Raw genomic sequence first — 16,972 nt, 5'->3', positions numbered from 1 at the left:
TTATGCACGATCAAAAAATTGCCATTCAAACCATCGACCCGAATGAGGTCTTTGTGCTGAGCGAGGCCGAGCACCACGCTATTGAGCATGAAAAACATCACTACGAGGATGCGCGTGCAGCCTCAATTGAAGCGCTGAAGATCGTGCAAAAACAGCGAGGCTGGGTGCCGGATGGCGCTATCCACGCGATTGCTAATGTGCTGGGTATTCCGGCCAGCGATGTCGAAGGTGTGGCAACGTTCTACAGCCAGATTTATCGTACGCCGGTTGGCCGTCACGTGATCCGCTACTGCGACAGCGTAGTGTGCCACATTACTGGTTACCAGGGTATTCAGGCGGCGCTGGAGCAGAATCTTCATATTAAACCCGGCCAGACAACGGCAGACGGCCGCTTTACGCTGCTGCCTACCTGCTGCCTCGGCAACTGCGATAAGGGGCCGACCATGATGGTGAATGACGATACGCACGTTCACCTGACGCCGGAAGGTATCGCCTCGCTACTGGAGCAGTATCAATGATGAAACCCATTATTCGTGCTGCGGAAACGCATCCGCTGACCTGGCGTCTGCGCGACGACAAACAGCCGGTCTGGCTGGAAGAGTACCGCAGCAAAAATGGCTACGCTGGCGCCGAAAAAGCGCTGAAAGGCATGAGCCAGGATGAAATCGTTACGGCGGTCAAAGACTCGGGCCTGAAAGGGCGCGGCGGTGCAGGCTTCAGCACCGGCCTGAAGTGGAGTCTGATGCCAAAAGATGAGTCCATGAATATCCGTTACCTGCTGTGTAACGCGGATGAGATGGAGCCAGGCACCTATAAAGACCGCCTGCTGATGGAGCAGCTGCCGCATCAGCTGGTGGAAGGCATGCTGATCAGCGCTTTCGCGCTAAAAGCTTATCGCGGCTATATCTTCCTGCGCGGCGAATATGTCGAAGCAGCAGAGAACCTGCGTCGCGCCATCGCCGAAGCTACAGAAGCGGGCTATCTCGGTAAAAATATTCTCGGCACCGGTTTTGATTTTGAGCTGTTTGTTCACACCGGCGCGGGCCGCTATATCTGCGGTGAAGAGACGGCGCTGATCAACTCGCTGGAAGGGCGTCGCGCTAACCCGCGCTCCAAGCCACCGTTCCCGGCCAGCGCCGGCGTCTGGGGCAAGCCAACCTGCGTTAACAACGTTGAGACCCTCTCCAACGTGCCGGCTATCTTCCTGAACGGCGTGGAGTGGTACAAAGGGCTGTCTAAAAGTGAAGACGCCGGCACCAAAATGATGGGCTTCTCCGGCCGCGTTAAAAACCCCGGCGTCTGGGAACTGCCGTTTGGCATTACCGCCCGCGAGATTCTCGAGGATTATGCCGGCGGTATGCGCGATGGCCTGAAGTTTAAGGCGTGGCAGCCAGGCGGCGCGGGAACCGATTTTCTGACCGACCAGCATCTCGATCTGCCGATGGAGTTTGCCAGCATCGGTAAAGCGGGCAGCCGTCTGGGTACGGCGCTGGCGATGGCGGTGGATCACGAGATCAATATGGTGTCGCTGGTGCGTAACCTGGAAGAGTTTTTTGCCCGTGAGTCGTGCGGCTGGTGTACGCCGTGCCGCGACGGCCTGCCGTGGAGCGTCAAGATCCTGCGCGCGCTGGAGCAGAAGCAGGGGCAGCCGGGTGATATCGAAACGCTGCTGCAGCTTTGCCGCCAGCTGGGTCCGGGTAAAACCTTCTGTGCGCATGCACCGGGCGCGGTTGAGCCCCTGCAGAGCGCAATTAAATATTTCCGTGAAGAGTTTGAAGCCGGCATTGCGCCGCAGGTGTTTGGCAATACCCGTTCTATTGGCGGTATTCAGCCTAACCTGCTGAAAGCGCGCTGGTAAGCAGGCCACCGTAGACGGAAGGCGCCAGACGCCAGTCCGGCTGAAAAGCGGGATAACAGAATTTGATGTTTAACGCTCGTCCCCGGACGAGCCTTACGGAAGCATGTTCACTATGGCTACAATCCATGTAGACGGTAAAGAATATGATGTGAACGGAGCGGACAACCTGCTGCAGGCGTGTCTCTCTCTGGGCCTTGATATTCCCTATTTTTGCTGGCATCCGGCGCTCGGCAGCGTAGGCGCCTGCCGCCAGTGTGCGGTGAAGCAATTCCAGAATGCCGAAGATACCCGCGGTCGCCTCGTTATGTCCTGCATGACACCGGCATCGGATGGCACTTTTATCTCTATCGATGATGGCGAAGCAAAAGAGTTTCGTGAAAGCGTCGTAGAGTGGCTGATGACCAACCATCCGCACGACTGTCCGGTCTGCGAAGAGGGCGGTAACTGTCATCTGCAGGATATGACGGTAATGACGGGCCACAGCTTCCGTCGTTATCGCTTTACCAAGCGCACGCACCAGAATCAGGATCTCGGGCCGTTTATCTCCCATGAGATGAACCGCTGTATCGCCTGCTATCGCTGCGTACGCTATTACAAAGATTATGCTGACGGCAAAGATCTGGGCGTTTATGGCGCACACGATAATGTCTACTTTGGTCGTCCGGAAGATGGCACGCTGGAGAGCGAATTTTCGGGTAACCTGGTTGAGATCTGTCCGACCGGCGTGTTCACCGATAAAACGCACTCTGAGCGCTATAACCGTAAATGGGATATGCAGTTTGCGCCCAGCATCTGCCAGCAGTGCAGCGTCGGCTGTAACACCAGCCCTGGCGAGCGCTATGGCGAGCTGCGTCGTATTGAAAACCGTTATAACGGTACGGTAAACCACTATTTCCTCTGCGATCGCGGTCGTTTTGGCTATGGCTATGTCAACCGTAAAGATCGCCCGCGTCACCCGCATCAGCTGCGCGGCAGCGATACGATTACGCTGAACGCAGAGCAGGCGGTTAACGCTGCGGCTGACATGCTACGTCAGGCGAAACGCGTGATCGGTATCGGCTCGCCCCGCGCCAGCATCGAGAGCAACTTTGCCCTGCGTGAGCTGGTGGGCGCCGGCAATTTCTCAACCGGCATGCCGGCAGGAGAGCAGGCGCGCGTTGAACTGATGCTGAACGTGCTGCAGAACAGCGGTATCTATACGCCTTCACTGCGCGAAATGGAGAGCTACGATGCCGTGCTGGTGCTGGGCGAAGATCTGACGCAGGTGGGCGCGCGCGTCGCGCTGTCAGTGCGCCAGGCCGTAAAAGGCAAAGCGCGCGAGATGGCAGCCGCGCAGAAAGTCGCAGACTGGCAGATCGCCGCGATCCTGAATATCGGTCAGCATGCGAAACATCCGCTGTTTGTCACTAACGTCGATGAAACCCGTCTGGATGATATCGCGGCGTGGAGCTATCGCGCACCGGTAGAAGATCAGGCGCGCCTCGGGTTTGCCATCGCCAGCGCGCTGGATGAGAGCGCACCCGCGGTAAGTGATATTGATAAGTCACTCAGCAGCAAAATTGATGTGGTAGTGCAGGCGCTGGCAGGGGCGAAAAAGCCGCTGATTATCTCCGGCACCCACTCCGGCTCGACCGCAATGATTGAGGCGGCGGCAAACGTAGCGAAAGCGCTGAAAGCCCGCGGTGCCGACGTAGGGATCACCCTGCTGGCTGGCGCGGCTAACAGCATAGGGCTGGGCATGATGGGCGGTCACTCGCTGGATGCGGCGCTGGAGCAGCTGACAAACGGCGAAGCGGATGCGCTGGTGGTACTGGAGAACGATCTCTATCGCCACGCGCCGAAAGCCCGCGTCGACGCTGCGCTACAGAAAGCGTCAGGCGTGATTGTGGTTGACCACCAGCGGACCGCCACGCTGGAGAAAGCCAGCATGGTGCTCTCCGCGGCCAGCTTCGCTGAAAGTGATGGCACCTCAATCAACCATGAAGGCCGCGCGCAGCGCTTCTTCCAGGTTTACGATCCCGCTTACTATGACAACAGCATTGTGATGCTGGAAAGCTGGCGCTGGCTGCATTCGCTGCACAGCGCGCTGGAGAGCCGCCATATCGACTGGACGCAGCTGGATCACGTGATTGATGCAGCGATTATTGCGCTGCCGCAGCTGAAAGGCATCAAAGATGCGGCACCGGATGCCAGCTTCCGCATTCGCGGTCAGAAGCTGGCGCGTTCACCGCATCGCGCCAGTGGTCGTACTGCAGCCCGCGCTAATATCAGCGTCCATGAGCCGCGTCAGCCGCAGGATAAAGACACCATGTTTGCCTTCTCAATGGAAGGGAACAACCAGCCTGAAGCACCGCGCTCGCAGATCCCATTTGCCTGGGCGCCGGGCTGGAACTCACCGCAGGCGTGGAACAAATTCCAGGATGAAGTTGGCGGCAAGCTGCGGAATGGCGATCCGGGTGTCCGGCTGTTTGAAGCGGGCGAAGGCTCACTGCCGTGGTTCAGCAATGTGCCGGAGCAGTTTGCCAGCGGCAGCCATTTCCGCGTTGCGCCTTACTACCGGCTGTTTGGCAGTGAAGAGATGACGCAGCGCTCTCCGACGTTCCAGAAGCGTATGGTGCCTGCTGAGCTGGTGATTAACCCAGCGGATGCAGAGAAGCTTGGCGTCAATCACGGCGCTGCCGCAGAGCTGGTTTGCGCCGGCGAAACGCTGCGCCTGCCGGTACGCTTCTCCGCTTTCCTGCAGCCGGGGCAAATTGGTCTGCCGCTCGGCATGCCGGGTGTACCGCCGTTCCTTGCGCATGCGCAAATTGATCAACTGCAGGAGGCTGCGCAATGAGCTGGCTGACATCGGACGTTATCGACATCATTCTGAAGGTGGTTAAGGCGATTGTAATTTTGCTGGTGGTGGTAGCCTGCGGGGCGTTCATGAGCTTTGCCGAGCGTCGTTTACTCGGCTTATGGCAGAACCGCTACGGCCCTAACCGTGTCGGCTGGGGCGGTTCACTCCAGCTGGCGGCGGATATGATCAAAATGTTCTTTAAAGAGGACTGGGTACCGCCGTTTACCGACCGCTTCATCTTTACTCTGGCACCGGTGATTGCCTTTGTATCGCTGCTGCTGGCGTTTGCGATTGTACCGGTTTCACCCACCTGGATGGTCACGGATCTGAACATCGGTCTGCTGTTCTTCCTGATGATGGCGGGTCTGGCCGTCTACGCCGTGCTGTTTGCCGGCTGGTCGAGTAACAACAAATACTCGCTGCTGGGTGCGATGCGTGCCTCTGCGCAGACGCTGAGCTATGAGGTGTTCCTTGGCCTGTCGCTGATGGGCGTAGTGGCGCAGGCGGGATCGTTTAACCTGAATGCGATCGTTGAAAACCAGACGCACCTGTGGAACATCATTCCGCAGTTCTTTGGCTTTGTGACCTTCTGTATTGCCGGGGTAGCGGTGTGCCACCGCCATCCGTTTGACCAGCCGGAAGCGGAACAGGAGCTGGCTGACGGTTACCATATTGAATATGCCGGTATGAAGTTCGGTCTGTTCTTTGTGGGTGAATATGTCGCCATTACCACGGTTTCCGCGCTGATTGTCACGCTGTTCTTTGGCGGCTGGCATGGACCTTTCCTGCCGCCATTCATCTGGTTCGCCCTGAAAACGGCGTTCTTCATGGTGATGTTTATCCTGATCCGTGCTGCGCTGCCGCGTCCACGCTATGACCAGGTGCTGTCGTTCGGCTGGAAAGTTTGTCTGCCGTTGACGCTGTTGAACCTGCTGGCGACCGCCGCAGTGATTCTGTACAACGCGCAGTAAGGGGTATTGAGATGACATTAAAAGATATTGTCGTTGGCTTCGGCACGACAGTGCGCAGTATCTGGATGATCGGTATGCACGCCTTTGCCAAACGCGAAACGCAGATGTATCCGGAAGAGCCGGTCTACCTGCCGCCGCGCTATCGCGGCCGCATTGTGCTGACGCGCGATCCTGACGGCGAAGAGCGCTGCGTTGCCTGTAACCTCTGCGCAGTAGCCTGCCCGGTGGGCTGTATCTCGCTGCAGAAAGCAGAGACGCAGGATGGCCGCTGGTATCCGGAATTCTTCCGCATCAACTTTTCACGCTGCATTTTTTGTGGTTTGTGTGAAGAAGCCTGTCCGACCACTGCGATTCAGCTGACCCCTGATTTTGAGCTGGGTGAGTTTAAGCGTCAGGACCTGGTGTATGAGAAGCAGGATCTGCTGATCTCGGGACCCGGCAAATACCCGGAATACAATTTCTATCGTATGGCGGGTATGGCGATCGACGGAAAAGAGAAGGGCGACGCGGAAAACGAAGCCAAACCGATCGACGTCAAAGGGTTACTACCTTAAGGAGCCAGGTATGGAATTTGCGTTTTATCTTTGCGGACTGGTGGCGGTGCTGACGACGCTGCGCGTTATCACGCATACGAACCCGGTACACGCGCTGCTGTACCTGATTGTTTCGCTGCTGTCGATTGCCGGCGCGTTTTTTGCCATGGGCGCCTACTTTGCAGGCGCGCTGGAAATTATCGTATACGCCGGTGCCATTATGGTGCTGTTTGTGTTTGTGGTGATGATGCTTAATCTCGGCAAGCAGCAGCAGGAGCAGGAACGTGAGTGGCTTAAGCCTTCGCTCTGGGTGGGACCCGGCATCGTTTCTGCGCTGCTGCTGGTGGTGATGGTTTACGCTATTCTCACCGCCACCGATCAGGGTATTGATGGCACGGTTATCGATGCAAAAGCGGTCGGTATCAGCCTGTTTGGCCCATATGTTCTGGCAGTTGAGCTGGCTTCAATGCTGCTGCTGGCAGGCCTGGTGGTGGCCTTCCATATCGGTCGCGACGATCGTCACGCTGAAGTGATGAGCCATCGCGTCACGGATGCGGCATCCAATAAGGAGGGACAGGCATGATCCCATTACAACATGGCCTGATTCTGGCTGCGGTGCTCTTTGTTCTCGGCCTGACCTCGCTGGTGCTGCGCCGTAATCTGCTGTTTATGCTGATTGGTCTGGAGATCATGATTAACGCCGCCGCGCTGGCGCTGGTGGTAGCGGGCAGCTATTGGGGGCAGGCAGATGGTCAGGTGATGTATATCCTGGCAATCAGCCTTGCGGCAGCGGAAGCGAGTATTGGTCTGGCTCTGCTGCTGCAGCTCTATCGTCGTCGTCAGACGCTGAACATTGACACAGTGAGCGAGATGCGCGGATGAATCTTCTCTATTTAACTGTACTGTTTCCGCTAATTGGCTTTTTGCTGTTAGCGTTTTCCCGGGGTCGCTGGTCGGAGAACCTGTCAGCCGCTGTCGGAATGGGGTCGGTCGGTCTTTCAGCCCTGACCACGCTCTATGCGGGTATGGAATTTTTCAGTCAGGGACAGCAGCCTTTTACGCAGGCATTGTGGACCTGGATGCAGGTTGGCAATTTCGACATTAAAGTGAACCTGGTGCTGGATGGCCTGTCGCTGACCATGCTCTCTGTTGTCACCGGCGTCGGCTTCTTTATTCATATGTTCGCCTCCTGGTATATGCGTGGTGAAGAGGGCTATTCGCGCTTCTTCGCCTATACCAACCTGTTTATCGCCAGCATGGTGGTACTGGTTCTGGCTGATAACCTGATGCTGATGTACCTCGGCTGGGAAGGGGTAGGGCTCTGCTCCTATCTGCTGATCGGCTTCTACTACAGCAATCCGGACAACGGCAAAGCGGCCATGAAAGCCTTTATCATCACCCGCGTGGGCGATGTGTTCCTGGCCTTTGCGCTGTTTATCCTTTACAACGAACTCGGCACGCTGAACTTCCGTGAGCTGATGGCGCTGGCACCGGCACACTTTGCCGCAGACAATAGCATGCTGCAGTGGGCGACCCTGATGCTGCTGGGTGGCGCGGTAGGTAAATCGGCTCAGCTGCCGCTGCAGACCTGGCTGGCGGATGCGATGGCGGGTCCGACGCCGGTTTCGGCGCTGATCCATGCGGCAACCATGGTCACGGCGGGTGTCTATCTGATCGCCCGTACGCACGGCCTGTTCCTGCTGACGCCTGACGTTCTGCACCTGGTGGGCATTGTCGGGGCTATCACGCTGGTACTGGCGGGTTTTGCTGCGCTGGTTCAGACCGATATCAAGCGCGTCCTGGCTTACTCAACCATGAGTCAGATTGGCTACATGTTTCTGGCGCTGGGCGTGCAGGCGTGGGATGCGGCGATTTTCCATCTGATGACGCACGCATTCTTTAAAGCGCTGCTGTTCCTCTCGTCTGGCTCCGTTATTCTGGCGTGCCATCATGAGCAGAACATCTTCAAAATGGGTGGCCTGCGCAAGAGCATTCCGCTGGTTTATGCCTGCTTCCTGGTGGGTGGTGCCGCGCTGGCTGCGCTGCCGCTTATTACCGCAGGCTTCTACAGTAAAGATGAGATCCTGTTTGGTGCGCTGGCTAATGGTCACATCAATCTGATGGTTGCCGGTCTGGTCGGGGCATTCCTTACCTCTATCTATACTTTCCGCATGATCTTTATCGTGTTTCACGGCGAAGAGAAGATCCACGCGCATGCCGGTAAAGGCATTACCCATCATCTGCCGCTGATTGTGCTGCTGATCCTCTCCACCTTCATTGGCGCGCTGATTACGCCTCCGCTGGCAGGTGTACTGCCGGAAAATGAATTTGGCGAAAACGGCAAAATGGCACTGGAGATCGCCTCCGGCTTAGTCGCTGTCAGCGGTATCCTGATTGCAGCCGCACTCTGGCTGGGCAAGCGTCAGCTGGTGACCCGCGTGGCCAACAGCGCACCGGGCCGCTTCTTCGGCACCTGGTGGTTTGCCGCCTGGGGCTTCGACTGGCTGTATGACAAAGTCTTTGTCAAACCCTATCTCGGTATCGCCTGGCTGCTGCAGCGCGATCCGCTGAACTCACTGATGAACCTGCCTGCGCTGCTGTCGCGTATTGGTAATAAAGGTCTGGTCGTCAGCGAGAACGGGTATCTGCGCTGGTATGTTGCTTCCATGAGTGTGGGTGCCGTTGTGGTGCTTGCCCTGATGCTGGTGATGTAAAGATTGATGGGCTTGGAAGAGAAGATGACAGAAAACGCTTCTCTTCCTGATAGCGAATGTAAAAATTGCCTGAATGACGAAGCGTAATCGGCGCAGCCCGTTTTGTTATCGCCAGCGCACAGCAACCGGAGCGTACTGATGTACGCAAGGATTGCAGGCACTGCCGGAAACGAAACGGGCAAGCAGGATAGCTCGAAACCAGGTTAAAAAAAGGGAAGTATGCCGTGCTATTACCTTGGCTAATAATAATACCTTTCGTCGGGGGCCTGCTCTGCTGGCTGGCTGAACGGCTTGGCGCAAAAGTACCGCGCTGGATCGCCCTGATCACCATGGGGCTCACGCTGGCTCTTGGCTTGCAGCTGTGGCTGCAGGGGGGCTATTCGCTGACGCAGGCGAGCGGTCTGCCGCAGTGGCAATCAAGCTTTGATGTTGCGTGGATCCCGCGCTTTGGTATTCGCTTCCATCTGGCTATTGATGGTTTGTCACTGCTGATGGTGGTACTGACCGGCCTGCTGGGCCTGATGGCAGTCCTCTGCTCATGGAACGAGATTGAGAAGTATCAGGGCTTTTTCCACCTCAATCTGATGTGGATCCTGGGCGGCGTTATCGGCGTATTCCTTGCCATCGACATGTTCCTGTTCTTCTTCTTCTGGGAGATGATGCTGGTGCCGATGTATTTCCTCATCGCGCTCTGGGGACATAAAGCGTCGGATGGTAAAACCCGTATCACAGCGGCGACCAAGTTCTTTATTTACACCCAGGCGTCTGGTCTGGTGATGCTGATTGCGATTCTGGCGCTGGTGTTTGTGCACTACAATGCGACCGGCGTCTGGACTTTCAGCTATGAAGAGCTGCTGAAAACGCCGATGTCACGCAATGTCGAATGGCTGCTGATGCTGGGCTTCTTCATCGCCTTTGCGGTGAAAATGCCGGTGGTGCCGCTGCACGGCTGGCTGCCTGATGCGCACAGTCAGGCGCCGACTGCCGGCTCCGTCGATCTGGCCGGTATTCTGCTGAAAACCGCAGCCTACGGTCTGCTGCGCTTTAGCCTGCCGCTGTTTCCGAACGCTTCAGCTGAATTTGCACCGATTGCGATGTGGCTCGGCATCATTGGTATCTTCTACGGCGCCTGGATGGCGTTCTCGCAGACCGATATCAAACGTCTGATCGCCTACACCTCGATTTCGCACATGGGTTTTGTGCTGATCGCGATCTATACCGGTAGCCAGCTGGCCTTCCAGGGTGCGGTTATCCAGATGATTGCTCACGGTCTTTCAGCCGCGGCACTGTTTATTCTGTGCGGCCAGCTGTATGAGCGTCTGCATACCCGTGATATGCGTCAGATGGGCGGTCTGTGGTCGCGAATCAAATGGATCCCGGGCCTGTCACTCTTTTTTGCGGTAGCGAATCTCGGCATGCCGGGCACCGGCAACTTCGTGGGCGAATTCATGATCCTGACCGGCAGCTTCCTGGTTGTGCCTGTGATCATCGTGATTGCCACCTTTGGGCTGGTGTTCGCCTCGGTCTACTCGCTGATCATGATGCAGCGTGCTTACTATGGCGAAGCGAAATCGAAAGAGCCGCTGCCGGGCATGTCAGTACGCGAATTTGCCACCATCGGCGTGCTGGTCGTGCTGCTGGTGCTGCTGGGTATCTACCCGCAGCCGATTCTCGATACGTCCCATGCTGCGATGAGTAATATTCAGCAGTGGTTTACCGCTTCAATTTCAACTACAAGGCCGTAATTCGCCATGACAATAACTCCTCAACAATTGATCGCGCTACTGCCGCTGTTGATCGTCGGACTGACGGTGGTGGTGGTGATGCTGTCCATTGCGTGGCGACGCAACCACTTCGTTAATGCCACGCTGACCGTCATTGGCCTGAACCTTGCGCTGGTATCGCTGTGGTTTGTTGGTCAGGCGGGCGCAATGGATGTCACGCCGCTGCTGCGCGTTGACGGCTACTCCATGTTTTATACCGCGCTGGTGATGCTGGCGAGTCTGGCGACCTGTACTTTCGCCTATCCCTGGCTGGCGGGCTTCCCGGATAACAAGGATGAGTTTTACCTGCTGGTGCTGATTGCCGCGCTGGGTGGCGTGGTGCTGGCAAGTGCCAACCATCTCGCCGCGCTGTTTATCGGTATTGAGCTGCTCTCCCTGCCGCTGTTTGGCCTGATTGGCTACGCCTTCCGGCAGAAACGTTCGCTGGAAGCGGCGCTGAAATACACCATTCTTTCTGCGGCCGCCTCGTCGTTTCTGCTGTTTGGTATTGCGCTGGTTTACGCCGATTCCGGCAGCCTGAGCTTTGTTCAGCTGGGTAACAGCCTGACCGACAGCATGATCCAGCAGCCGCTGCTGCTGGTGGGGCTGGGGATGATGATCATCGGCCTGGGCTTTAAGCTGTCGCTGGTGCCGTTTCATCTCTGGACGCCGGACGTTTACCAGGGCGCGCCTGCACCGGTATCGACCTTTTTGGCAACCGCCAGCAAGATCGCTATCTTTGGTGTCATTATGCGCCTGTTTATGTACGCGCCGCTGACCGACAGCGAAGCGGTACGCACCGTGCTGGGGATTATCGCCTTTGTCTCTATCCTGGTGGGTAACCTGATGGCGATTTCGCAGAGCAACATTAAACGTCTGCTCGGCTACTCCTCTATCGCTCACCTCGGCTATCTGCTGGTCGCGCTGATTGCGGTGAAAACGCATCAGCTGTCGCTGGAAACGGCTGGCGTCTACCTGGCGGGTTATCTGTTCAGCAGCCTGGGTGCGTTTGGCGTGGTCAGTCTGATGTCCAGTCCGTATCGTGGTCCGGATGCCGATTCGCTCTATTCCTATCGCGGCCTGTTCTGGCATCGTCCGGTGCTCTCAGCGGTTATGACGGTGATGATGCTGTCGCTGGCGGGTATTCCGATGACGCTGGGCTTTATCGGTAAGTTTTACGTTATCGCATCCGGTGTGAATGCGCATCTCTGGTGGCTGACTGCTGCAGTCGTTGCCGGCAGCGCCATCGGCCTGTACTACTATCTGCGCGTCACGGTGAGTCTCTATCTCACCCCGCCAGAGCTGCATACGCGTGATACGCCTGCTAACTGGGCATTTACCGCGGGCGGTGTGGTTGTCCTGATCTCCGCCATCCTTGTGCTGCTGCTGGGTGTTTATCCGCAGCCGCTCATCAGGCTGGTGCAGATGGCGCAACCGCTGATGTAACGATGCTTTCTGCTGACAAAAATCAGGCCTCCGGGCCTGATTTTTTTTATCTCTATCCGCAGCCGCTATCGTCATGGTGTAACTGCAGCTGACAGAGTAGTCTCAGAATATTGTCATTTAAAGAGGAGGAGATCTGTGGAAATAGCATGGCTTGATTGCCACCATCAGGAACTGACGGCACAGCAACTCTATACGCTGCTGGCGCTGCGTAACCAGGTTTTTATTGTGGAGCAGCAGTGCCCCTATCAGGATCTGGACGGCCAGGATCTGGCCGCAGAAAACCGTCATATTCTCGGCTTTCTGGAGGGTAAGCTGCTGGCCTGCGCGCGCATACTGACACCTATGCAACCGGATAAGGCGGTCGTTGTGGGGCGGGTGATTGTCTCTGAAGAAGCGCGTGGACTGAAGCTGGGCTACCGGCTGATGGAACAGGTGCTGAACAGCTGCGAAACGTACTGGCCCGGGCAGGCCATTTATCTGTCGGCGCAGGCGCACCTTGAGGGATTTTATGGCCGGCTCGGTTTTCAGGCGGTCACTGCGGTTTACCTTGAAGATGAGATTCCGCATATCGGCATGCAGAAAATATAACGGCGAGGGAAGCCTCGCCGTTATCGTTATCAGCCCGGCGTCATCTGCCGGTCATCGGTATATTTACGCTGATCGGGCGGCGGCGGAAAATACTGGTAGAGCCAGGTTTCGCTCAGCGTCTCATCTTTGGTGCGCAGGAACAGGCGCATCTCCACAGGCGTGGTCGCATCGCTGTTCGGATACCAGTCAAACAGAATGCGATAACCGTTAATCGGTTCAACGTAGAGGATCTCTACCTGTTTGAATGTGCCTGATGAAACGGTAATGACCGGCTCAATGCCTCTGGCGGCGGCCGCTTTCAGGTCGCCATCAATGAAATCTACGGCAAAACGACGGCACCAGGTCTCCGGGAAATGTTCCCCCGGCGCCCAGCCTTCGGGAAAACCGCCAATGCCGGTGCGGGTCGCATCCACGCGTGCCAGATCGCTGCGCACCGGCGGCAGCTGGCTCCAGTAGAGCTTGTAGCCAAAGTTCAGCTCGCTGCCCGCCTGAATCGGCTCCTCTGGCTGCCAGAAGCAGACCACGTTATCCAGCGTTTCCCCGGTTGTGGGGATCTCCATCAGATTAATCGCGCCTTTACCCCATTTTCCGGTTGGCTCGACCCACAGGCTCGGGCGTTTGTCGTACCAGCCAATCACATCCTGATAATTTTTAAAGTCGTGATCCAGCTGCAGCAGACCAAAGCCGCGCGGGTTTTCATCTTTGTAGGCGTTGAACTGCAGGCGCTGCGGGTTATTCAGCGGACGGGCGATCCATTCACCGCTGCCGCTCCACATCGCCAGGCGATCGGAGTCGTGGATCTGCGGATGGTAGGTGTTGCACATGCGGCGTTCGTTGGTACCGCAGCTGAACATACTGGTCATCGGCGCAATGCCGAGCTGGCGAATTGCTTTACGGGTGTAGAGGTGGTTTTCCACTTCCATCACCACGCGCTTCTCTTCACAGTGAATGGTGAACTTATAGGCGCCGGTCAGGCTGGCACCATCCAGCAGGGCATAAACGACAAAGGTGGTGTCGTCTGCTTTTGGCGTTTCAAACCAGAACGCGGTGAAATCAGGAAACTCCTCCTGACCGTTACTGAACGTGTTAACAGCAACGCCGCGGGCGGAGAGGCCATACTGATAGGTTTCATCCACGGCGCGGAAGTAGCTGGCTCCGAGGAAAGAGACGATATCGCGTCGCGCCAGCTCCGGCTTTTTGAACGCGCGGAAACCGGCAAAGCCGAGATCGTTTTTACCCGCCAGCTGCTGGGTGTCGACACCGGCGTCATGATACTTAAACAGCTCCGGGCGAAAGTGGATCTCCCGCGCTTCGCGGCTGGCCGCATCAACGGAGAACATGCGGATACGCCGTTTAAACCCCATGCCGACGTGGAAAAACTGCACGTCCAGCTCGCGATCGGCGACGTTGTTCCACAGCGAGTGCTGAGCGTCATACTGAATTTCGTTATAGGCTTGCGGCGTAAGGGTCGCCAGCGTGTCAGGCAGCGCACCGGGCGCACCGCCCCAGGGCTTTTTCGCCAGCGCTGCGGCCTTCTGTTTCAATACATCAAAATCGAAGCGCACGGCTTTGCCATCGGCGATGCCGTCATCGGCCCATGCAGATTGCGCAAACAGCGAGGAGAGCCCGGTCATACCACTCAGGGCTGACAGAGCGACGGACGCTTTCACAAATTTTCTACGATTCATGCCGGAATTCTAATCCTTAGCTGCTCGGGTGTATTGTGTCTGTTTCCAGACGGTTAGCGTCGGGCTACAGGGGGTTACGACAGTGGCGCAATCAAAAAATTCACTCGCCGGAAAATTTATCAGATTAATCAAATAAACGAAGCAGATTCTCTGTCGCTCAGGGTTAACCGGCCTGTTTTTACAAAGTCGTCACGCTTTTCCGGAGCGTGCCAGCGTAATTTCGGCCAGCAAAGTTATGATTTGTGGCTATAGTTAATCGACACGTTATGAACACGGAGGAACCGCATAATGTCATCTTCAGACCAATTTGATAACCGTTATGAATCAGGTGTTGACGACGATCTGGCGCTGTTAACCGAAACGCTTGAAGAAGTGCTGCGCGCGTCCGGCGACCCGGCCGATCAGAAGTATATTGAACTCAAACAAAAAGCTGAGCAGGCGCTGGAAGATGTGAAGAGCCGCGTCAGCCAGGCTTCGGACAGCTACTACTATCGTGCCAAACAGGCGGCTTATCGTGCCGATGATTACGTGCATGAAAAACCGTGGCAGGGCGTGGGTATTGGCGCCGCTGCAGGCCTGTTTGTAGGTTTACTGCTGGCCCGTCGTTAATACGCTGCCGGGCGCACGCAACGCTGCGCCCGGCTTCGCCTGCCGCACTTTCTGCGCTGTTTACGATCTCTTTCCCGATTTCCCTTTCTGATGATTGTGTTTACCTCGCCTGCTTTCTACAGTAAAGCGTAACCAGGACAAGGAGAATGCAACGTGATACGTGTTGAGATGCTCGCCACGGGCGATGAAGTGCTGCATGGACAAATTGTGGATACCAACGCCGCCTGGCTGGCGGACGTGCTGTTTAAGCATGGCCTGCCAATGACCAGCCGCATAACCGTGGGCGATGCGCTGCCGTCGCTGATTGATGCATTACAGAGCCGCAGCCAGGTGGCGGATGTGCTGATTGTTAACGGGGGACTGGGGCCGACCTCTGATGATTTGAGTGCGCAGGCCGCCGCTGCCGCCAGCGGTTGCGAGCTGGTGCTGCAGACAGAATGGCTGGCAAAAATGGAAGCCTGGTTTGCCAGCCGCGGTCGCGTGATGGCCGCCAGCAATCGCAAGCAGGCTGAAATCCCGGCCAATGCCACGCTTATTGATAACCCGGTGGGCACCGCCTGTGGTTTCGCACTCCAGCTCAACCGCTGCTGGATTTTCTTTACGCCGGGCGTGCCGTCAGAATTTAAAGTGATGGTTGAGCAGGAGATTATTCCGCGCCTGAAAGCGCGCTTTACCCTGCCTGAACCCCCGCTCTGCCTGCGCCTGACGACCTTTGGTCGCGGCGAGAGTGATATTGCGGCTGAGCTGGAGCCGCTGGCGCTGCCCGAAGGGGTCGTAATGGGTTACCGCTCTTCAATGCCGATTATTGAAATCAAGCTTACCGGGCCTGCCAGTGCGCGCGTGGCGATGGAGCAGGTCTGGCAGCAGGTAAAGCTGCTGCTGGCCGAATGTACGATTTTTGAAGGCACTGAAGGGCTGCCCGCGCTGCTGGCACGTGAGCTGCAGCAGCGTGAGTTTCGCCTCGCCACCAGTGAGCAGTATACCGCGGGCTTTCTGCACTGGCAGCTGGCCGCCGCGGGCGTGCCGCTAAGTGCTGGCGAGATCCTGGCGCCGCAGGCAGAGACACTTGAAGCCCAGGTTGAGCGGACACGCGCGCTGGCGGCAGAGCAGGGCAGCGCTCTGGCGCTCTCTGTCGGTGAACTGGCCGAAGGAGAAATCGCGATTGCGCTGCAGACGCCGGAAGCGGGCTGGGGACAGCGGGTGAAGTTTTCACACGGTCGGCATAATCAGGAAACCCGGCAGAAAGTGGTGGCGATGATGGCAATGAACATGCTGCGTCGCTGGCTGCACGGCAGTGAAGTTTCAACCGGACACGGCTGGATCGACATCCTGGAAACGGTAAAGCATTAAATGTTTTATGCAGCAAGCATCAGCATGGGCAGAGGGGATGTTAAGCACGCCCGGATCGGCAAAACCCGCATCCCTGCGGGCCTCGGCACGCGGCATCCATGCCGCGTGACGTCCGGCTTAGCTTAACATCCCCTCTGCCCCTCAGCGCTGGTGCTGCGGTAAGCTGAAGTTTGCTGGCAGCAGTAAATATGCCTCAGGGGCGTGAGAGAAGTTGCCGCTTGCAGCAGCCTCCGCGCCAGGACGGCGCGGCGGCAGGCTCCAGGGATGGATTCATGCCGGTGCAGCAAGGGGTAACGTCTCTGACGACTTACCTGAAGCTAATAGCGGGGAGATCTATCAGCAGAAATGGCGGTTATAGCTCAATCTCAATCTCGCCGCGCGCTTTACAGCAGCAGGGCAGGATTTCACCCTGCTGAATAAAAGCCAGCGGGGTTTCAGCGTAATCGACTTCGCCCCGTACCAGGCGCATGCGGCAAGAGCCGCAGTAGCCTTCACGGCACTGAAACTCCACGCAGAGGTTATGTGCCTCCAGCGTGGTCAGCAGATTAGGATGTTCATCTGCGCACTCCAGGCGGGAACCTGAACTGCGCAGGATAACAACAGCGCGGCTCAT

Annotated in this window: 15 protein-coding genes; 13 read left to right on the top strand and 2 right to left on the bottom strand. The window is 57.0% G+C overall.

Annotated elements, in window-relative coordinates:
• The first annotated feature begins 2 nt into the window (after positions 1-2).
• From nuoE to AC2CF9_RS05035, 11 genes are all read left to right on the top strand, one after another.
• Positions 3-518, top strand: a complete 516-nt coding sequence (gene nuoE / locus AC2CF9_RS05085; RefSeq protein ID WP_039379025.1) for an NADH-quinone oxidoreductase subunit NuoE — start codon at positions 3-5, stop codon at positions 516-518.
• Complete coding sequence (nuoF, locus tag AC2CF9_RS05080) at positions 518-1,858, top strand: NADH-quinone oxidoreductase subunit NuoF (RefSeq protein ID WP_484556445.1); 1,341 nt, start codon at positions 518-520, stop codon at positions 1,856-1,858. Before nuoE ends, nuoF begins: the two co-directional genes overlap by 1 nt.
• Positions 1,859-1,970: 112 nt before the next feature.
• A complete protein-coding gene (nuoG, locus tag AC2CF9_RS05075) occupies positions 1,971-4,694 on the top strand; it encodes an NADH-quinone oxidoreductase subunit NuoG (RefSeq protein WP_484556392.1) in 2,724 nt (907 codons plus the stop codon).
• Positions 4,691-5,668 carry an NADH-quinone oxidoreductase subunit NuoH gene (gene nuoH / locus AC2CF9_RS05070; RefSeq protein WP_484556391.1) on the top strand — a complete coding sequence of 326 codons (978 nt, stop codon included), beginning with the start codon at positions 4,691-4,693 and terminating at the stop codon, positions 5,666-5,668. The genes nuoG and nuoH overlap by 4 nt, the downstream gene beginning before the upstream one ends.
• A gap of 11 nt (positions 5,669-5,679) precedes the next feature.
• Complete coding sequence (gene nuoI, locus AC2CF9_RS05065; protein ID WP_039385566.1) at positions 5,680-6,222, top strand: NADH-quinone oxidoreductase subunit NuoI; 543 nt, start codon at positions 5,680-5,682, stop codon at positions 6,220-6,222.
• Between the two features lie 10 nt (positions 6,223-6,232).
• The gene (gene nuoJ / locus AC2CF9_RS05060) at positions 6,233-6,784 is read left to right on the top strand and encodes an NADH-quinone oxidoreductase subunit J (RefSeq protein WP_039385563.1); all 552 of its coding nucleotides are present in this window, start codon (positions 6,233-6,235) and stop codon (positions 6,782-6,784) included.
• Complete coding sequence (gene nuoK, locus AC2CF9_RS05055; protein WP_013509877.1) at positions 6,781-7,083, top strand: NADH-quinone oxidoreductase subunit NuoK; 303 nt, start codon at positions 6,781-6,783, stop codon at positions 7,081-7,083. Before nuoJ ends, nuoK begins: the two co-directional genes overlap by 4 nt.
• On the top strand, positions 7,080-8,915 hold the full coding sequence (nuoL, locus tag AC2CF9_RS05050; protein WP_094111123.1) for an NADH-quinone oxidoreductase subunit L: 1,836 nt from the start codon (positions 7,080-7,082) through the stop codon (positions 8,913-8,915). Before nuoK ends, nuoL begins: the two co-directional genes overlap by 4 nt.
• A gap of 224 nt (positions 8,916-9,139) precedes the next feature.
• Entirely contained in the window at positions 9,140-10,660 is a 1,521-nt protein-coding gene (gene nuoM, locus AC2CF9_RS05045) for an NADH-quinone oxidoreductase subunit M (protein ID WP_484556390.1), read from the top strand.
• Between the two features lie 6 nt (positions 10,661-10,666).
• Entirely contained in the window at positions 10,667-12,124 is a 1,458-nt protein-coding gene (gene nuoN / locus AC2CF9_RS05040) for an NADH-quinone oxidoreductase subunit NuoN (RefSeq protein ID WP_039385550.1), read from the top strand.
• 135 nt (positions 12,125-12,259) lie between these two features.
• Positions 12,260-12,712 carry a GNAT family N-acetyltransferase gene (locus tag AC2CF9_RS05035; protein WP_484556389.1) on the top strand — a complete coding sequence of 151 codons (453 nt, stop codon included), beginning with the start codon at positions 12,260-12,262 and terminating at the stop codon, positions 12,710-12,712.
• A gap of 29 nt (positions 12,713-12,741) precedes the next feature.
• Here the strand turns inward: AC2CF9_RS05035 and AC2CF9_RS05030 are convergent, their stop codons facing one another.
• A complete protein-coding gene (locus tag AC2CF9_RS05030) occupies positions 12,742-14,400 on the bottom strand; it encodes a glucan biosynthesis protein D (protein ID WP_039385544.1) in 1,659 nt (552 codons plus the stop codon).
• 288 nt (positions 14,401-14,688) lie between these two features.
• Here AC2CF9_RS05030 and elaB point away from each other — a divergent pair, with 288 nt between their 5' ends.
• On the top strand, positions 14,689-15,009 hold the full coding sequence (gene elaB, locus AC2CF9_RS05025; protein ID WP_150016528.1) for a stress response protein ElaB: 321 nt from the start codon (positions 14,689-14,691) through the stop codon (positions 15,007-15,009).
• 153 nt (positions 15,010-15,162) lie between these two features.
• Entirely contained in the window at positions 15,163-16,359 is a 1,197-nt protein-coding gene (locus AC2CF9_RS05020) for a nicotinamide mononucleotide deamidase-related protein YfaY (RefSeq protein WP_484556388.1), read from the top strand.
• 352 nt (positions 16,360-16,711) lie between these two features.
• On the opposite strand, the gene yfaE is transcribed toward AC2CF9_RS05020, so the two are convergent.
• The gene (gene yfaE / locus AC2CF9_RS05015; protein WP_039385536.1) at positions 16,712-16,972 is read right to left on the bottom strand and encodes a class I ribonucleotide reductase maintenance protein YfaE; all 261 of its coding nucleotides are present in this window, start codon (positions 16,970-16,972) and stop codon (positions 16,712-16,714) included.

The organism is Pantoea sp. SYBGC1, from assembly GCF_057197005.1.
This window is presented reverse-complemented; position numbering and strand designations above follow the sequence as displayed.